The sequence below is a fragment of the Mesorhizobium sp. FG116 genome (genome assembly GCF_057809835.1).
In genome coordinates this window covers 214944-233577 of the sequence record NZ_JBMDKS010000001.1, presented here as the reverse complement: position 1 = coordinate 233577, position 18634 = coordinate 214944, and the positions used below count along the sequence as shown (strand labels likewise).

The following is an 18634-nucleotide window of genomic DNA, read 5'->3' as shown; positions in this document are numbered from 1 at the left end:
TTCAACCAAACAGCGTTCCCCGGCGGCATGCAGCCGCCGAGACAATAGAACCACTGATTTGCGATTGTATTTTCGAAGCAGCCTTAATGGGTGGTGGGTTGGCTCTTCAGTTTCTCAATCTCGTCCTTGATGGCCAGCTTGCGTCGCTTAAGGGCGGCTATTTCGAGATCGTCGACCGACGGATGCAGCATGGCATTGTCAATCTCACGCTCGATGTCGCCGTGTTTCCTATGCAATTCGTCAAGATGGGACGCAAGAGACATGATTGGTTCTCCCTTTCATGGTTTCCTCGAATGCGGCCGCCGCAACGTCCACCGCAGGTTCACACTGTGACGGCACGATGACAGTCTGCCATCAACCGAAGCGGATGTCGAATGGACTCATGTGGGGAATTTCACATTCGTCACTTTTGGAACAAGTGCCGTGAACGAATTTCGGTTTCGGAATAAGAGCGTCGCATTCCACCACAGGCTGAAATGTGATAACTGCATGGCGTCAGTGGCGACGAGCCATTGTTTTCGCCCATCAGGGTTCCCACCCAAGGCGCACTGTGGGCGCCGCAATAGTGCAGACGGTAAATAATGTCCGAACAGGAACAGGCCGATATCCGCCTAGAATTCGCGCGCTTGAAGCAGGATCATGCCGACTTCGACGCTGCCATCAACGCAATGCTCGAAACCGGCTGCGATCCTTTGCAGATCCAGCGCATGAAGAAAAAGAAGCTTGCCCTGAAGGACCGGCTAAGGTCGCTGGAAGACCGCATCATTCCCGACATCATCGCCTGAAAACGCAGGGCCGCCGGCTATTTGTCGGTGATGATCTTGACCTTGTCGCCGGCGGAAACGGTGGCTCCAGGTGCAAGCGCGTTAAGCACCCTGAAAAGGTCCAGCTTGCGGTCCACGCCCACCATCTGGGCGGACAGCGTTCCCATCGTCTGGCCCGGCTTCACCGTAACGATGCGGATACGAAGCGGCTTCAGCGCTGCCTTCTCGGCCGGAGACAGGATACGGAAGCTGCCGCCGACAGACCGGGCAACGCTGTCGAGCGACGTGCTGGCTGCCGGTGCTGCGGTAAGCAGCCGGTAGACCTGCCCGCCTGCTCGGATCACGGTGACGTCAAAACGCCAACCTTCGGCGCTTGCGCTTGCGATGGCCGCCTCGTTGCCATTGATGGTCTCCTGGCGCACGCTGGCGTCATCGAGGCCTGCAACCCAACCGCTACGGATATAGTCCGTCAGCGAACGATCCTTGCCCACCGACACGCCATCGAAGCGCACCGCCATGTCGCCCGGCCCCGTGGCGGTAACCGCCGTCGCCGAATTGTCGATGATGAAGCCGTCGGGCACCGAGAACGAGACGCCGAGGCCCGGGTGCAGGAAGGTGTTGCCCCGCACATAACCCTCTTCCGGCGTGTCGCCGTAAAGCAGGCCGTCTATGCCAGCGAGAAAGCTGTCCCTGTCGCGGGTGCCAACACCGGGCGGGCCGAACTGGCGCGCATGGCGCAGAGCCAGTTCTATACGCTGCGGCGTATTTGGATGCGTCGCCAGAAAATCGAGGCTGGCATCCGTTGCACCGCTGACCGAGCGAAAATCGGTGTAGGTGGACATCGACTGCAGGAAGCGGCTGGCAGCATAAGGATCATAGCCGGCCTCGCCCACCGATTTGATGCCGATTGCGTCGGCCTCAAGTTCCTGATTGCGCGAAAACTGAGCCAGCCTGAGCTTGCCCCGTATCAGCGCCACTTTAGCGGTTGGGCTATCGCCCAGCACATCGGAAACCACCTTGGTGGCCAAGCCCTCTTCCGCCTCGAGTTGCTGGCGTTGCAACCCATGATTGGCGGTGACGTGACCCATTTCGTGCGCAACGACAGCCGCAAGTTCTGACGAATCGTTGGCCAGCGCAAGCAGGCCGCGAGTGATGTAGAGATAGCCACCCGGCAACGCGAAGGCGTTCACGTTCGGCGAGTTGAGGATGGTGATGCGGTAATTCTGCGTCGGGTTGGCCGAAACCGTGGTCAGGCTGCCGATGACCTTGGCGACCATGCGTTCGAGCTTGGGATCGGAATACTCCCCGCCGTAAGTGGCCAGAATGCGCGGATGCTGGGCGCGCGCAAGCTCCGCCAGCTTGTTGTTGGCGGTGACATTGTCGACCGTGACCGGCTTGTCGGAAGGGCGGAATGCCGATTCCTGCACATCCGGCGGCGTAATCGCCTGGCAGGCGGCCAACACAAATGCCACGCTCGCCAGCACGAGCGTGCGTGGCAGCGTCAATTTGCTGAAATGATGAAGGCCGGTCGACAGATCGGCGTCCTTTCCCGTTCCAATAGGCAAATCAGGGGCTATCCAACCATCCTTGCGCGGACCTAGCCACACTCAACCTTGCATAGCAAGAACAAGCCCCGACTGCCGATGCCGCTTTGGCCGTAAATTATGTCCGCTTCCGGGCAACATCATGTGATTCACTCTCGAAGCCGATATAGCGCCTGAACGCCTCCGGTCCATCCTTGCTGAAGAAATGCCCGGCTGGTCCCACCGCCGCGACAGTTCCATTTTCGACAAAAACCATGTTCTTGGCTATCCGCCGGGCGTCTTCCGGCTGATGGGTCACGAACAACACCGTCATGCGTCGCTCGGCCTGCAGATCAGCCACAAGGTCCAGCATGTCGTCGCGCAACGCCGGTCCAAGCGATGCGAAAGGCTCGTCAAGCAACAACACGGGGCGATCGCGCACTAACACCCGTGCAAGTGCTACCCTTTGGCGTTCGCCGCCGGACAATTCGCGCGGCAAGCGTCGCTGCTTGCCATCAAGCCCGGTCCGCGCCAATGCCTCGCCAATTGCATCGCGGTCGGACGGGCTCAGCTTCAGCGAAGGCGAGCATCCCAATCCCACATTGTCTTCAACCGAAAGGTGCGCGAACAGATTGTTTTCTTGAAACACCATCGAAACAGGTCGGCTTGCAGGCTCATCCAATGTCACGTCCTTACTGCCGATCATCACATTGCCGGCTTGAGGAGTTTCGAAGCCGGCGACGAGATTGAGCAAGGTTGACTTACCCGACCCGCTTGGTCCCATCACCGCGGAAATCTCTCCCGGCGCAAATGCCACGTCGAAATCGAAGTTGGCTTCGCCATAGCTGAACGCCACACCTCCCAACTTTACGGCTACACCCGGCTGCCTCCCGTCACTCATGCGGAAGCATCCTTTCCGAAACGAGCTGCAACAAACATAAGTGCAAGACAGACAACACCTAGGATCAGCGCCAGACCGGCCGCGTCCTCGGTCCGGTAACTGCCCATCCGCGACAGCAGAAGATAGGGCAGCGTCTGCACGGAGTCGCTGCCGAACAGTGCAATCACGCCAAGGTCGCCCAACGACAGCGCCATGGCAAAGGCGAAGGCTGTCGCCAAAGGTCGCCGCAGCGGCGGCCAGTCGATCAGCCTCAGGCGGTTCCAGCCGGAAATGCCAAGCAACGCGCATAACCGCTCGTGGCGTTCGCTGGCGGCATCATAGGCAGGACGCAGCGCGCGGATCGCAAACGGCATCGCCATCACCGCGTTCACGGTCACGACCATCACCGGCGCCAATGCGAAAACGTCTCCAGCATGGCGCAACAGGATAAACCAGCCCGCACCTGTGACGATCGGCGGGACGACCAGCACGAAACCTGCACCGGTGTCGGTTGCGTATTCAAGTATCGTATTGCCTTGCCCTACACGCTTCGCCGCCAATGCGCGGCGCGCCATGATCAAGGCAAGCGACAATGCTGCAGACAGAACGGCAGACATGAAGGCAAGCACAAGACTGGTCAGCGCTGCGCTGCGCACCGCACTTTCCGTGACCAGTCGCCAAAGATCGGCCTCAACACCTGCCGCAACCGTCGCCGCCATCGGCCCGGCGACAAACAAGAGAGAAAGCGCAATCAGTACTGCATTGAAGGCTGCCTCGCCTTTTGTGACCGAAAGATAGCGGCGGGGCGTGACTGACAGGTTTGCATCGCCAACGGTGTTTGCGCCAAGACGGGTAAGCACAAGCACGACGGCAAGCGTCAATGCGATCTGTAGCAGGGTCAGCGCCACGGCGCGGATGGGATCGAAATCGAAACGCAGCGCCTGGTAGATGGCCACTTCGAGCGTGGTCGCCCGTGGCCCTCCCCCAAGCGTCAGAACTATGGTGAAAGAGGTGATGCAGAGCATGAAGACAAGCCCGGCGATACCAGGCAACGCCTGCCGCAGCACCGGCCATTCGATCAGCCGAAAAGCAGGGCGCGCGCTCATGCCGAGTTGGCTTGCCAGCCGCCATTGATCGGCGGGTACGGTCTGCAAAGCTTCCAGAAAAAGCCGTGTCGCAAGGGGCAGATTGAAGAACACATGCGCCACGAGAATTCCCGACAGGCCATAGATGCCGGGCCATATGCCACCGCCCAGACCACCGAGGAAATCGGCGAAAAAGCCGGCGCGCCCGTAAAGCGCCAGAAGGCCAAGCGCGGCAACGATTGCCGGCAACGCCAGCGGCACCGCGAAAAGCTGCAGGACCAGGTCGCGGCCGAAAAAGCGTGGATGTCGCGCCAATGCGCGGGCAACAAACAGCGCCGGCAACACGGAAAGCAAAGTTGACAGGATCGCTTGCCACAGCGTGAAACGCGCAACACGCAAGAGGTAGCCGTCAATGGCTGCATAAGCGCCCGACAGGTCGCGCGCTCCTTCGGCAACCAGCCCGACAAACGCACCGCCGATGAGCAGCGCGATGGCGGCAAGCGCCACGACGCCGGCCGCTATGCGAGGGTCTGATCTACGGGTCAGGCGCATCGGTACCGAATATCCAGTGTCCTGAAACACCTCTCCCCGGCTTGCGAGGAGAGGTGTTCGCGCAGGATTGCCAACCCTATTTGCTCATCACGCCAAGCCACTCATCGACCCAAGCCTTGCGGTTCTGGGCCACTTCTTCGGGGCTGAAAAGCAAGGTCTTGGTTGGCTTCACCAGTCTGTCGAAAGCCGGGTTGAGCGGCTTGTCGGTCTTGCCCGCCGGGAACATCCAGTTCGTCTCGGGAATGACGTCCTGGAAACCGGGGCCTGTCATGAAGGCCATGAACTTTTCCGACAGCAGATTCTTGGCACCGCTGGTCGTGATACCGGCGACCTCGATCTGCAGATAGTGACCCTCATCGAACGCCGCCGCCTGATAGCGTTCACTGCTTTCGGCGACCATGTGGTAAGCGGGCGAAGTGGTGTAGGACAGCACCATCGGCGCTTCACCCTTGGTGAACAGGCCATAGGCTTCGCTCCAGCCCGGCGTCACCGTCAGCACGCGGCCCTTGAGCTTGGCCCAAGCCTCGCCCGCCTTGTCGCCATAGACCGACTTGACCCACAAAAGCAGGCCCAGGCCGGGCGTCGATGTGCGTGGATCCTGAATGGCGATCTTCTGCTCGGGATCGCCTTCCACCAGTTCCTTCAAGCTCTTCGGCGGGGTCTTCAGTTTTTCGGTGTCGTAGATGACAGCGAAATAGCCATAGTCGTAAGGCACAAAGGTATCGTCGCTCCAGCCGCCAGGTACGTTGGTTTCGCCAGCGACGCCATGCGGCGCAAACAACCCCGTGGCCTTGGCCTCGGCAGTGAGATTGGTGTCGAGTCCAAGAACCACGTCGGCCTTGGTCGCTGCCCCCTCCAGCTTGACGCGGTTGAGAAGAGCAACGCCATCGGCGACCGAAACGAAATCAATTTCGCAGCCGCATTCGGCTTCGAAATTCTTCTTCACCTGCGGGCCGGGGCCCCATTCCGCGGTGAAGCTTTCATAGGTGTATACCGTCAGCTTGTCCTTGGCCGAAGCAGGAACAATCAGGCCAAGCGTGGTGGCTGTGAGAAAAGATAAAAGCACTGTGCGCATCGGCGCCTCCTTCATTCAAACAAACAAGGGAATTGAGGCGCCGGGAGTTCCCGAAAGCATCTAATCCCTCCGCCGGTACAAACCGGATCAGGTTCAGCGGGTTGGCATTTGCCTCTCAGCCGGTCCGCATGACGCGTCCGGCACCCCGTTAGAGCGTTTCGACACATAGTCCCGGAAGATCGGCCTTGCAAGAGTGAGCTTGCCGGCGTCGGACTTCCGTTCTGCAATGGGGGCTGCTAAGGGCCTCGCCCATGAGCAAATTCACCATCCTGCTGGGCGGCGACCTCGTCCGAACTCCAGTGCTCGATGATCAGGTCGCGGGAACGCGCGTCATCGCCGCCGATTCGGGTATCCGGCATGCCGAGTTGCTCGAACTGACGCCGGAGCTTTGGGTCGGGGATTTCGATTCGGTGCCTGACGACCTTCCGCACCGTCTGCGGTCAGTGCCGAAGCAGAAGTTTCCCGCTGAAAAAGACAAGACCGACGGTGAGTTGGCAATCGACATTGCGAGAGAGAAAGGTGCCAGCGAGTTGATCCTTGCCGGTGCCTTCGGCGGACTGCGTGCCGACCATGCATTCCTGCACTTGGCGCTGGCTGTGCGCCTCGCGCAAGGCGGCGTCTCGGTCTTGTTGACCAGCGGCGCACAGGAAGGTGTGCCACTGCTCAACCGGTCGATGCATTTCGACTATGCCGAAGGCACCATGTTCTCGATCCTCGGCTTTTCCGATCTGGACGGGCTGACGGTCGAAGGCGCCAGCTGGCCGCTCCGGAACGTCAAGGTGCCGTTCGGCTCGTCGCTTACGATCTCCAACGTGGTCGCCGGAAAATTGCGTATCGAACTCGCCAGCGGTCGGGCACTGCTCGTTGCCCATCCTTTCCCGATTTCCGGAACCTGACATGGCCCCGCCGCTCCTCAATCTCACTGGCATTAAGCTGACCTTTGGCGGCACGCCGTTGCTCGACGGGGCAGAGCTGACCGTCACCGCAGGCGACAAGATAGCCCTGGTCGGCCGCAACGGCTCCGGCAAGTCCACGCTCTTGAAGATCGCAGCCGGGCTGATCGAAGCGCAGGACGGCGAAGTATTCCGCCAGCCTTCGGCAACGATCCGCTACTTGCCCCAGGTGCCGGATATGGACGGTTTCGCCAGCGTGCGCGCCTATGTCGAGGCGGGCCTTGCTCCCGCCGACGATCCACATCGCGCTACCTACCTGATGGAGCATCTTGGGTTGAGCGGAGACGAAAGACCCGACGAGCTTTCGGGCGGAGAAGCCCGCCGCGCGGCTCTTGCCCGCGTCATGGCCCCGGAACCCGACATCCTCCTGCTCGACGAACCGACCAACCACCTCGACCTGCAAGTCATCGAATGGCTGGAAGACGAGCTTGCCCGCACATCTTCGGCCTTGATCGTCATCTCGCACGACCGCCGCTTCCTCGAACGCGTTTCCCGCGCCACCGTCTGGCTGGATCGCGGCCAGACCCGCCGGCTGGACAGGGGCTTTGGCCATTTCGAGGAATGGCGCGACAAGGTTCTGGAGGAAGAAGAGCGCGAGCAGCACAAGCTTGGCCGCCAGATCGTTCGCGAGGAGCATTGGCTGCGCTACGGCGTCACCGCACGCCGCAAGCGCAACATGCGCAGGCTGGGCGAACTCCAGACCATGCGGCAGCGCTTTCGCGGCCACAAGGGTGCCGAGGGCACCGCGACCATGGTGGCAAGCGACGCGGCCGAATCCGGCAAGCTGGTCGTCGAAGCCAAGGGAATCGGCAAGAGCTTCGGCGACCTCATCATCGTCAAGGATTTCTCCACCCGTATCCAGAGAGGCGATCGCATCGGCCTCGTCGGCCCCAACGGTGCGGGCAAGACGACGCTATTGAAAATGCTGACCGGGGAACTCGCACCGGATACCGGCACCATCCGCCTCGGCGTCAATCTCGAGATCGCCACGCTTGACCAGAAGCGCGAGGCGGTCGAGCCGAATGAGACGCTGACCCACTATCTGACCGACGGTCGCGGCGAGAACCTCGTCATCAACGGCGAACAGCGCCACGTCGTTTCCTACATGAAAGACTTTCTCTTCAAGCCGGAGCAGGCGCGTACTCCCGTGCGTGAACTCTCCGGCGGGGAGCGGGCAAGGCTGCTGTTGGCGCGCGTTCTCGCCCGCCCGGCCAATCTGCTGGTACTCGACGAACCGACCAACGACCTTGACATGGAAACACTGGAGTTGCTGCAGGAACTGGTCGCCGGTTTCGCCGGCACGGTCATTCTGGTCAGCCACGACCGCGACTTCCTCGACCGCACAGTAACGAGCACCATCGCCCCTGAAGGCAACGGCCGCTGGATCGAATATGCCGGCGGCTATTCCGACATGCTGGCGCAGCGGGGCGGCACAAGGCTTGATGACCGAAAACTACGCGCACGCACTGCCGTCGAAGACGCGCCCCCTGGCGAGAAAATCCCACCGGCGACAGTCAAGTCACCTGCTACCAAACTATCGTTCAAGCAGAAATTCGCGCTGGAGAACCTGCCAACGAAGATGGCGGCCGTTTCGTCATCGATCGCGACACTTGAAAACAATATTGCCGATCCAGCCTTCTATGAACGCGACCCCAAGGGCTTCCAGAAGACCATCGCCGCACTCGACAAGGAGCGTGCCACGCTTACCGCCCTTGAGGAGGAATGGCTGGAGCTGGAAATGCTGCGCGAGGAACTGGAAGGCTAGAGCATTTTGCAGTCAGAAGGAATCGTCTGATGTTGCACAAATGCGGCTAAAGGAACTGAGCCTGAGCAGCGAGATGTGCGTTCCTCAGAACGCCCGCTGCTTTGGATCCCTATAGGCAAGCCTCGCAGATTGCATTGATATGGCGGCAATCCGTGCCGCAGCAGCCACCCAGAACAGAAATATGTTTGTAGCGGTCGCGCATGGCACGGTAACGACGGCCAAGATCGGCCGGATCGCCGGGGTCGAGCTCCGTTGCCTCATCGAGTTCCGCATGGCTCTTTGTCGAGGCGTTCGCCCGCACCCCGCGAATGCGTTTCATCCAGCGCGCGCTATCTCCCAGAACCTCTTCGAAATGGCTCGGGTGAGCGCAGTTGATCATGAAATAGGCCGGCGCACCGTCGGTCTCGTCATCGACCAGTTCGATCGCCTCCTGCAGGCTCTCCCCCGAGGGAAGACGGCCATCGGTTTCGACGGTGAATGAAATTACCGAAGGCAAGCCAACGCTCATCGCCGCGCAGGCGACGCCGACAGCTTCGTTGGTGTAGTTCATGGTGACCGCGCTTACCATGTCGGCTCCTGCGGCACGAAAGGCCGAGACCTGATCGCGGTGATAGTCCTCCGCCTGGCAAATCGTCATCAGCGCGTCGGGACGGTAACCATCGCCGCGGGGGCCAATGACGCCGTTCACCAGAACCGCCATGCCCCGCGCCACATAGGGTTCAGCGAGCGCCCGCGCGTTTGCGACGGCACGGCCGTTGATACTCGCGAGCGCCTCGCGCGGATAGCCAAGCTTCTCACCCCAATCGAGATTGGCTCGCCATGTCGGCGTATCCAGTACGAAGCCCACGCCGTTTCGTTCGGCGATATCCAGATATTGTCGGAAATAGTCATCGAGCCGCGCCAGGCCGGATGCATCGTCAAGCAACGGGAATGCCGCAAAGCCTGGCAATTCGACACCGTCGAGAAAAATCAGCGAGGTCTCCAATCCGCCGTCCATCAGCAGAACGGTTTCACCCAATTCCCTTGGATCGACCTTTGCGGCCCACATGCAGTGTGCTCCGACAGCTCAAAGGCATCGAACCAGCAGCAGGGGAAATTTCAAACCGGCCGATGCGAGACAGCGAGACGCGAACAGGAAACCCCACTCGTGAATCTCCCGGTTCGCCGGGCGATATTAGCATATGCTGTTGCAACTGCCACAGCGCATGCTGCGAGCCGGCTTCAACCCGCCGATTTGGCCTGCCAAGCCTTCAGCGCTTCGTCGAACACCTTGTCGCCCGGAATGCCTTTTTCCATCGTCAACAGTGCCCGGCGTCCCGACTTGTAGATCACCGGAACGTCAATCCATTCCTGGTTCCGCAGCAGCGTCATATTCGCGTTTTCGTCGGCTGCGGTATCATTGAGTGCGACGAGGAAATAGCCGTCGGCGATCTTGGCCGGAATACCTATCAACGGGCTGCCTGCATCCTGCTCCGCCGTCTTCAAGGCGATACGCAACACGTTCTCGATGCCGCCGCCTTCGAAACCATCAGGCGTCAGGAAGATCATCTCCACGATATGGCTGGCCGGCAACGTCTGATCAGCATTGCGGCGGATGGTCAGGCGTAGCTGCACATCCTTGCCCGGAATGGTGGCCTCGCCCCGGATTGCGGGCTCAGGCGGCGCATCGCCTCCAGGCGATTCCTGGACCAGCGACCAGACGATGTTGCCGGGTTCCGCGGAACCTTGCGCAACGCTGGTACGCTCCTCATAGAAAATTGCCTTTTGCCCAACCGGCACCGCAGCCTGCGTTTCGGGCGCAGCGGGCGGCGTCTGTTCGCTGGCGGCAGGTGCCGTTGCGGTGTTGTCAGCGGGCGCGGGCGTAGGCGCCACGGCCGGTGGAGGCGTGGTCAAAGCAACGACGGAGGTGCCTTCACCCACACCACTTTCACCGGCAGCCGGTCCGGGATCGGTCTCGTTGCCATCCGGCATCAGGCGCTGTGTAAACTTCGCCGTGTCGCCACTGTCGGCCCCGCTTGCCGGGGCTGCGGCCGGTGCCGGCGCAGCGGCAGGCTCGGTAGCGGCGGTTTCAGTGCCAGCAGTCGGCGCGACCTTCACCGGCTTGACCACAACCGGCTTCGGCTCGTCGGTGGACGCGAACATGCCCTGGAAGGCATCCTTGTTCAGCCAAACGCCATAAGCGCCGCCGGCGACCACCAGCGCGGCAATAGCCGCAGCGATCAAGCCCTTGTAGCTGCGCTTGCTGTCCGGTTCATCGACATTGGCAAATACATCGCCACGCCAGCCCGCCTCCCTTTCGAACTCATCTCCTGCCGGATAGACCGGCCCACCTTCGGCGGGCGCGAACTCGGGCGGCGCAGGCTCGGTCCATACCGCCTGGTCCGCATTGCGCCACGAGGGGTCCGGCTTGGCTTCGAGATTGGGCGACGAGGTTTCGGCCTTGGCAGTTGGCCGCACGTGAGTGGACTGGTTCTTGTTCTTGTCGATCGAAGAGAAGATGTCGTCGAGTTCGGCCAGCGGGTCCACCTCTGCGGCGACAGGCGCCGCATAGCCGCTCTCCACCGTGGCAATGGCATCTTCAAGTGCACGCTTCTGACGCTCGGCCACCGCAGCAGGTGGTGCAGGCTGGATCGCCGCCAGCTTGGCCGCAACTGTCGAGCGCGCCTTGTCATAGACCTTCGCGCGCATCTGCGGCGTGGTTTCGCCGAGACCGTCGATCGTCTTCTTCAGAACCGCAACGAAATCTGCCATGCTTCAGTTGACCTGTTATTTGCCAGCCGCCCAATCGGGTCCTTGGTCGGCGGATCGGGATAGTTAGTCTTGAAACGGATCGGTCACAAGTATCGTGTCATCCCGCTCCGGGCTGGTTGAAAGCAGCGCTACCGGCGCGCCGATCAATTCCTCGATGTGGCGCACATACTTGACCGCCTGCGCCGGCAAATCCGCCCAGCTTCTGGCCCCAGCCGTGGTTTCCTGCCAGCCCTCGAGCGTTTCGTACACCGGCTCGACCCGGGCCTGCGCGCCTTGGCTCGCAGGCAGGTAGTCGATCAATTCGCCGTCCAGCATATAGCCGGTACAAACCTTGATCTCGGGCAGTCCGTCGAGCACGTCCAGCTTGGTCAGTGCAATGCCCTTGATGCCGTTGACGGCAACCGCCTGGCGCACCAGCACCGCATCGAACCAGCCGCAGCGCCGCTTGCGCCCCGTGACCACTCCGAACTCGTGCCCCTTGGTGCCGAGGAACTCCCCGATCTCGTTCTTCTGCTCGGTCGGAAAAGGCCCTTCGCCAACTCTGGTCGTATAAGCCTTGGTAATGCCCAACACATAGCTCAGCGCCCCAGGTCCGACGCCGGAACCGGCCGAGGCTTGCCCGGCAACCGTATTGGATGAGGTTACGAACGGATAGGTGCCATGATCGATGTCGAGCAGCGTACCTTGCGCTCCCTCGAACAGGATGCGCTCGCCGCCGCGGCGGCGATCGTCGAGTATCTTCCAGACCCGATCCATGTAAGGCAGGATCTCTCCAGCGACGGAGGTAAGCTCCTGCAGGATCACGTCATGCGCCACTTCGCCGTGGCCGAGGCCGCGCCGCAAGGCATTGTGGTGCGTCAACAGTCTGTCGACCTTCGCGGGAAGCGTGTCCAAATCCGCCAAATCCATCACCCTGATCGCGCGGCGGCCAACCTTGTCCTCGTAGGCAGGGCCGATACCGCGCCGGGTCGTACCAATCTTCGTTCCGGAATTGGACGCGGCATCTTCACGAAATCCGTCCAACTCGCGGTGCAGGGAGAGGATAAGCGCGGTGTTTTCGGCTATTTTCAGGCGCTCGGGCACAACCTCCACGCCTTGGGCCTTGAGTTTGGACACCTCGGCCACGAAGGCATGCGGGTCGAAGACGACGCCGTTGCCGATGATCGACAGCTTGCCCTTGCGCACTACGCCCGATGGCAAGAGCGAGAGCTTGTAGACATTGCCGTCGACAACCAGCGTATGGCCGGCATTGTGGCCACCCTGGAAACGAACCACGACATCGGCGCGCTCCGACAGCCAGTCGACGATCTTGCCCTTGCCTTCGTCGCCCCACTGAGAGCCGACGACCACCACATTGGCCATATTTTCTTCCCTTCAGTTCGGGTCGAGCAGAACAGAGGACCCGCAAAATGACAGGCCTCTATAACGTCAAGCAAACGCCGATGCGACCATTCTTTGCCGCTCGCAAGCATCCCGAACACAACAATTTTCGCCCTTCGCATCATTTACTTGTCCAGCAAGTGACATTAGGCCCGGCATCAATGTGAAATGCCGAATGTTGCCATGTTTCGAAATGCCTATTTTCTCCTGCTTTTGACCACGCTGTTTTGGGCAGGGAATGCAGTTGCCGGCAAGATGGCAGTTGGGCACGTCTCGCCCATGATCCTGACCGCGGCGCGCTGGAGCTTCACGGTCATTCTGCTGGCATTCGTGGGCTGGCGTCATCTCGTTGCAGACTGGGTCGTGATCCGCAATCGCTCCTGGTTTCTTCTTATTGCCGGCACGCTGGGTTTCACCCTGTTCAGCGTCGCGATGTACTGCGCATTGCTCTACACCTCCGCAACCAATGTCAGCATCGAACAGGGCGGCATTCCGCTGGTCGTGTTCGTCACGTCCTTCCTTCTGTTCAGGACCCGAACGACAAAAGGTCAGATAGTCGGCTTCGCCCTTTCCTTCTTCGGCGTCATCGTTGCGGCCACGCATGGCGAGGTCGAGCGCCTCATTCACCTTGAAATGAACTTCGGCGACGCACTGATGCTTGTCGCGATCACCACCCAGGGCATCTACACCGTCGTCTTGCGCCGCAAGCCACAGGTACACTGGATAACGCTGATGGTCGGTCTATGCGTTGGCGCTTCGCTGAGCTCGGTGCCCTTCGTGGCGGCCGAAGCTGCCATTGGCGCCACGATCCTTCCCGACGCCAAAGGCTGGGCAATCATCGCCTATGTGGTCCTGTTTCCGTCCCTGATCGCACAAGCCACGTACATTCGCGGCGTCGAACTGATCGGCGCCAACCGTGCCGGCCTGTTCATCAACTTCCTGCCGCTATGGGGCGCGCTGCTGGCGGTCCTGCTTCTCGGCGAAGCATTTCAATTCTACCACGCGGTAGCATTGGTTCTGGTGCTTGGCGGCGTGCTGATCGCCGAACATAGCGGCCGCAAGTTCGCAGCTCTGACTTGAAACTAGGCGCCGAATCCCATGCGCTTCAGCCAGGCTTTGCCGGCACCACGGTCGCGCACGATCGGCAGCGGATCTTCCGCATCGAGCCTTGAGCAAATGCGGTAGACCTCAAGCGTCTCCGCATCCATTTCACCGCGCTTGAAAAAATACATCGCCGCAGCATAGCGCGAGCGGCCCGACCATGGCTCGCCAAGCGGGGTGTTGACCAGCGCCCACTGCTCATCTGCTTCATCATCCGGAGGCTTGCCGGCTTCGTCGCCCATGTCAAAAATCCGCCGGAGGGTTGGCGGTGCGACGGTCAAGCTTGATGAAGGGCCGCTGCACGACCTTCGCCCGCTTCATCAGCTTCTGATACTGCAATTCGCGCATGGCGTAGATTTCGACCCAGAGATCGTCGGTTATCGTATCCCCGAAAGGTCTTTCGAGCGATGCCAGCGCGATGTTTTTCTTGGCCATGGGCGACCATAGCGCGGCACTGACGAGCCCAACCTCCTTGTGCTTCTTGTGGTAGACGATGGCATGCTCGGCCGGCACGTTGCCCTCGATCTCCAGCCCGACAAGCACATGCCGCAACTTGCCCCGCGCCCTCGCCTCGAGGATAGCCCGACGGCCGTTGAAATGGCCCTTTGTCGCATCGACCATGAAGCCAAGGCCTATTTCGTCAGGCATGCGCAGCCGATTGGCGCGAATGGCGTGCTCGGAGGTCACGAAATCGGCGTTGGCGACAATCAGCCCGGCTTCGGTTCGGGCCCTGTTCAGTGCCGTATAGCCAATGGCGCGGATACCACGAAGCTCCCCGGCCTTGAACAGCCGATCCCACAGGCTGAGCGCCAAATCCCTATCAACGAACAGCTCATAGCCGAGATCACCGGTAAATCCTGTGCGCGAAATCACCACCTTGCCGCCTTCGTGATCGAATTCGGCAAGATCGAAAACCTTAAGCTTTTCGACGCCGGCAAAACCTGCCTCGCGAAGCACGGCAAAGGATGTCGGTCCTTGCAGCGCCAGACCTGCAACCTGCTCCGTCTCCTCGTCGACCGAAACCTCAAATCCAACCGCGCTGTCGAGCAACCAGGGCAGATGGCGTTCCTGACAACACAGGCGGAACCTGTCCGCGGAGAGGCGAAACAGCGTCCCGTCGTCCAGGACAAAACCTTCGTCGTCGCACCATGCGGTGTAGTGCACCCTGCCCGGCTTCAGCTTCGACACGTCGCGCAACGTCAAGCGGTTGAGGAACGCTTCGGCGTCCGGTCCCTCGACCCGGTATTTGGTCATCGGCGAAATATCGAACATCGCCGCCTGACTGCGGATGGCGAAGTATTCGAGCTCCTCATCCCAAAGCGAATGCGGTGCCCGGTACCCTGCCCAGCTATACCAGTCGTCGGTCCTCGACAGTTCCGCAAGCCTTGGCTGGAACGGCGTATCGATCCGCCAGGTGCTGAATTGGCCCTGCGCAGCGCGGCGAAGCGCAACCTTGTCAGCTACCGTATCCATCACGCCTCCTTCCGCCTCTGCAATATCCGCCGGGCGGCATTCAGCCCCGGCGCCCCGGAGACACCGCCACCGGGGTGAGAACCGGCAGAGGCAAGATAAAGGCCTGCGATCGGCGTATCGTAGCCCGACCAGCCAGCGACCGGCCGCGAAACCAGCATCTGGTCGGCCTGCAACTCACCATGATGCCAATGGCCACCGCGCATGTGATACCGGGCTTCGATATCAGCCGGCGTAAGAAGCTCGGCATCGCGTACCGTCTTGCCGATACCCGGAGCATAGGCCTCAAGCTGCGCCATGATAGCAGCCTGGAACTTCGCCCTGCCGGTCTGCCAACCCTCCTTCAGCGCATAGGGCGCGTACTGGACGACCGCCGAAAGCACGCACGCGCCATCGGGTGCAAGCGACGCATCGGAAAGCGACGGCAAGGTGATCTCCATGACCGGTTCAGGCGAAAACTCGCCATACTTCGATGGATTGAAGGCGCGTTCGACATGGTTCGTGGAAGGCGCGATGACAAGGCGGCCCTTGTGTCCGGCTGCATCCAGACCTGCGAAGGCAGGCGGCGCGTCAAGCGCGAGATGGAGCTTGGCCGTATCGCCCTTCATGCGGATGTTGCTCACCTTGCGCACGAAACCGGTGTCGAGGTCACGCGGTCCAACCAGATCGAGGAAGGTCGTTGCCGGGTCCGTCGCCGAGATGACGGTGGCGGCACCTATCTCCTCGCCTGTCTTGAGCACAACGCCGGTTGTACGGCTGTTCTCGACAAGGATGCGCCCAACCGGGGCACCTGCGCGCAGCGTCACGCCAGCCTTGGCAGCCGCCGCTCCGATCGCCGATACCACCGCGCCCATGCCGCCTTCAGGCAAAAGCTGCGCCCCGGCTTCGCCCGCAATCTCACCCGCAAGGCGATAGTACAAGCCGAGCAGCGACGTCGGCGAGCGCGGACCGAGATGCGCTCCGAGCACGGCATCGAAGGCAAGCAGGCCTTTCAGCCGGTCATCCGTCAGTTGCTCGTCAAGCAGATCCGCCACGTTCATCAGAAGCACGCGCAGGAAGTCGCGCATGTCTTCCTTGCCGAGACGCTTCAAGGCCAATGCCATCTGGCCAAGCGCCGCGGTTTCGCCAAGAGACAGGCCGCCGAGATCGGGTGGGCGGCGCGACAGAAATGGCTTCAGAATGTCCGCATAGCGAAGCAACTGGGCTCGCATCCCACGCCATGCAGCTTGTTCCGTAACGCTGGCACCCGTCAGGCTCTCGCCATACGCCCCTTGCAGGATAAGCGGCGAGCCTTCCTTCACAAGCGCGACTGAGGGAATGAAGGCGGCCCGCTTCAGGCGCAGGCCATGCCGTTCAAGGTCCAGTTCCTTGACCACGTCCGGATGAAGCCGGTTCAAGACATGCGCAAGCGAGGACGTCCGGAAGCCGGGTGCGAACTCTTCCGTGCGGGCAGCGCCCCCAACCTCGGCCGCAGCCTCCAGCACCAGCACCTTGCGACCGCTCTTTCCAAGCAGTGCTGCCGCAACCAGGCCGTTGTGGCCACCGCCAACGACGATGCAATCAAATGATGTCATGGGCCGGGCTCATGTGAAGGCGGGGCTTGGCGAGATCGCGAAGAATTTCGGCAGCAGCGTTACGGCCGGGTGCGCCCATCACGCCGCCGCCGGGGTGGGTGGACGAACCGCAGATATAGAGCCCGTCGATGGGCGAACGGTATTGCGCATAGCCCGGCACCGGACGGTTGAACAGCAACTGGTCGAAGGTGAGTTCGCCCTGGAAGATGTTGCCCTCCGTAAGCCCGACCTCCGCTTCCAGTTCGCGCGGCGTGCGCACCTCCATGTGAACGATGCGGTCGCGGAAACCGGGCGAGTAGTCGGCGATCTGCGAAATCACCGATTCGGCAAAGCCGTCGCGGTCGGCGTCGGTCCAATCGCGCCCCTCTATCTTTGGCGGCGCGTACTGCACAAAGCAGCTCATGAAGTGCTTGCCCGGCGCAGTCATGGTCGGGTCGAGCGTGGTCGGGATCATCATGTCGAGGAATGGATCGGCGGACCACCGCCCGGCCTTCCAATCGTCATATGCGCGTTCCATGCGCTCGACCGTATCGGTGAAATGAAGATCGCCGCGGTAGCAGGGTGAATTCTTGGGCAATGCCGGAAATTCCGGCAACGAATCCAGCGCGATGTTGACCTTGCCCGACGAGCCGCGGATCTTGAAGTTGCGCACCCGCCGCAGGAAGACATCCGGCAGGTCCTTGTCCTCGACCAGTTTCAGGAAGGTCCGCTTTACGTCCGCATTGGAGACGACAAGCTTGCCGTAGATCTCCTCGCCGCCAGCAAGAACGATGCCCTTTGCCTTGCCGCCCTTGACCAGCACGCGCTCGACCTCTGCGCCCGTCCTGATCGTGCCGCCCGAAGCCTCAAAGGAAGCGGCCAGCGCCTTTGTTACGGCGCCCATGCCGCCACGCGCATAACCCCAGGCGCCGACAGAACCGTCTACCTCGCCCATGTAGTGATGCAGAAGCACATAGGCGGTGCCGGGAGACATCGGCCCGAGCGCGGTCCCGATGATGCCGGATATGGCGAAGTTCGCCTTGATGACATCGGTCTCGAAATATTCATCGAGGAAATCCGAGATCGACATCGTCCAGAAACGCAGCATCAGCGATATTTCTGCGGCGGAAAGTTCGCCGAACTTCCTAGCGAGATAGACAAGTTCGCCAAGGTCACGCGGCTTGAGACTGGTCGGATCTGGCGCCGTGCGCATCAGCAACGGCTGGATGAAGCGGCACTGCCGCGTCACGTCGCGGGCATAGCGGTCATAGGCCTCGGCATCGCGCTTGGAGAAACGGGCGAATTCGCGCCTGTGCGCATCATGGTCGCGATAATTGGCGAGATAGTCGCCGTCGCGGGTCAGCACCGCCCCGCCTTCATAGGAAATGACCTGCAGGCCGAAGCGCGGCAGCTCCAGGTCGCGCATGATCTCCGGGCGAAACAGCGAGCAGACATAGGAACAGTTTGAATAGGCAAAGCCGGGCGTCAGTTCCCGGCTGGTAGCGGCCCCACCCACCCAGCCATTCTTTTCGACCACGAGGACGTCAAGGCCGGCGCGCCGCAGATAGCAGGCATTGACCAGCCCGTTATGGCCGCCCCCAATGATAATCGCGTCCCAACTCTTCATTCCAGCGACCTTCTGCTCGCGTGATCTGGCCCTGATTTACCCAAATTTGCCACGATCACCCCATTTTTGTCCAGCCATATTGAATGAATGTTCAACAAATGAGGTTGCGTTTTGCCGGGAATGCGCTAGCTTTCTTTTCGTCTCAGGGACTTGAA

16 protein-coding genes and 1 riboswitch are annotated in these 18634 nt (G+C 61.1%); of the genes, 4 read left to right on the top strand and 12 right to left on the bottom strand.

Features of this window, described 5'->3' with window-relative positions; genetic code table 11:
- Positions 1–83 precede the first annotated feature (83 nt).
- On the bottom strand, positions 84–263 hold the full coding sequence (locus ACODTY_RS01050; RefSeq protein ID WP_488992440.1) for a YdcH family protein: 180 nt from the start codon (positions 261–263) through the stop codon (positions 84–86).
- Positions 264–581: 318 nt separating this feature from the next.
- On the opposite strand from ACODTY_RS01050, the gene ACODTY_RS01045 reads away from it, so the two are divergent.
- Positions 582–785, top strand: coding sequence for a YdcH family protein (locus ACODTY_RS01045; protein ID WP_056238157.1), 204 nt, complete (start codon positions 582–584; stop codon positions 783–785).
- A gap of 17 nt (positions 786–802) precedes the next feature.
- On the opposite strand, the gene ACODTY_RS01040 is transcribed toward ACODTY_RS01045, so the two are convergent.
- The 4 genes from ACODTY_RS01040 to thiB all read right to left on the bottom strand — a co-directional run bounded on the left by ACODTY_RS01040 (position 803) and on the right by thiB (position 5879).
- Positions 803–2269, bottom strand: a complete 1467-nt coding sequence (locus tag ACODTY_RS01040) for a M48 family metalloprotease (protein WP_488992630.1) — start codon at positions 2267–2269, stop codon at positions 803–805.
- A 157-nt stretch (positions 2270–2426) separates the two neighbouring features.
- Complete coding sequence (gene thiQ, locus ACODTY_RS01035; protein WP_488992439.1) at positions 2427–3188, bottom strand: thiamine ABC transporter ATP-binding protein; 762 nt, start codon at positions 3186–3188, stop codon at positions 2427–2429.
- Positions 3185–4804, bottom strand: coding sequence for a thiamine/thiamine pyrophosphate ABC transporter permease (gene thiP, locus ACODTY_RS01030; protein ID WP_488992438.1), 1620 nt, complete (start codon positions 4802–4804; stop codon positions 3185–3187). Before thiP ends, thiQ begins: the two co-directional genes overlap by 4 nt.
- 76 nt (positions 4805–4880) lie before the next feature.
- Positions 4881–5879, bottom strand: coding sequence for a thiamine ABC transporter substrate binding subunit (gene thiB, locus ACODTY_RS01025; RefSeq protein WP_488992437.1), 999 nt, complete (start codon positions 5877–5879; stop codon positions 4881–4883).
- Between the two features lie 47 nt (positions 5880–5926).
- A riboswitch (TPP riboswitch) is annotated at positions 5927–6037 on the bottom strand.
- A gap of 93 nt (positions 6038–6130) precedes the next feature.
- Between thiB and ACODTY_RS01020 the strand changes: the two genes are divergently transcribed.
- On the top strand, positions 6131–6775 hold the full coding sequence (locus ACODTY_RS01020; RefSeq protein WP_488992436.1) for a thiamine diphosphokinase: 645 nt from the start codon (positions 6131–6133) through the stop codon (positions 6773–6775).
- A 1-nt stretch (position 6776) separates the two neighbouring features.
- Complete coding sequence (locus tag ACODTY_RS01015; RefSeq protein ID WP_488992435.1) at positions 6777–8597, top strand: ABC-F family ATP-binding cassette domain-containing protein; 1821 nt, start codon at positions 6777–6779, stop codon at positions 8595–8597.
- Positions 8598–8706: 109 nt separating this feature from the next.
- On the opposite strand, the gene ACODTY_RS01010 is transcribed toward ACODTY_RS01015, so the two are convergent.
- The 3 genes from ACODTY_RS01010 to ACODTY_RS01000 form a co-directional block, all read right to left on the bottom strand.
- On the bottom strand, positions 8707–9645 hold the full coding sequence (locus tag ACODTY_RS01010; protein ID WP_488992434.1) for a homocysteine S-methyltransferase family protein: 939 nt from the start codon (positions 9643–9645) through the stop codon (positions 8707–8709).
- A 173-nt stretch (positions 9646–9818) separates the two neighbouring features.
- Entirely contained in the window at positions 9819–11348 is a 1530-nt protein-coding gene (locus ACODTY_RS01005; protein WP_488992433.1) for a hypothetical protein, read from the bottom strand.
- A gap of 63 nt (positions 11349–11411) precedes the next feature.
- Positions 11412–12710, bottom strand: coding sequence for an adenylosuccinate synthase (locus ACODTY_RS01000; RefSeq protein WP_488992432.1), 1299 nt, complete (start codon positions 12708–12710; stop codon positions 11412–11414).
- A 201-nt stretch (positions 12711–12911) separates the two neighbouring features.
- Here ACODTY_RS01000 and ACODTY_RS00995 point away from each other — a divergent pair, with 201 nt between their 5' ends.
- Positions 12912–13808 (top strand): DMT family transporter, encoded by an 897-nt coding sequence (locus tag ACODTY_RS00995; RefSeq protein WP_488992431.1) that lies wholly within the window; start codon positions 12912–12914, stop codon positions 13806–13808.
- A 2-nt stretch (positions 13809–13810) separates the two neighbouring features.
- On the opposite strand, the gene ACODTY_RS00990 is transcribed toward ACODTY_RS00995, so the two are convergent.
- The 4 genes from ACODTY_RS00990 to ACODTY_RS00975 are packed head-to-tail and all read right to left on the bottom strand — an operon-like array spanning position 13811 to position 18479.
- Complete coding sequence (locus tag ACODTY_RS00990) at positions 13811–14071, bottom strand: hypothetical protein (RefSeq protein ID WP_488992430.1); 261 nt, start codon at positions 14069–14071, stop codon at positions 13811–13813.
- A gap of 1 nt (position 14072) precedes the next feature.
- Positions 14073–15302: an aminomethyl transferase family protein gene (locus tag ACODTY_RS00985; protein WP_488992429.1), complete on the bottom strand. Its 1230-nt coding sequence runs from the start codon at positions 15300–15302 to the stop codon at positions 14073–14075.
- Positions 15302–16873: a phytoene desaturase family protein gene (locus tag ACODTY_RS00980; protein WP_488992428.1), complete on the bottom strand. Its 1572-nt coding sequence runs from the start codon at positions 16871–16873 to the stop codon at positions 15302–15304. Before ACODTY_RS00980 ends, ACODTY_RS00985 begins: the two co-directional genes overlap by 1 nt.
- Positions 16860–18479 (bottom strand): phytoene desaturase family protein, encoded by a 1620-nt coding sequence (locus ACODTY_RS00975; protein WP_488992427.1) that lies wholly within the window; start codon positions 18477–18479, stop codon positions 16860–16862. The genes ACODTY_RS00980 and ACODTY_RS00975 overlap by 14 nt, the downstream gene beginning before the upstream one ends.
- Between the last annotated feature and the right edge of the window lie 155 nt (positions 18480–18634).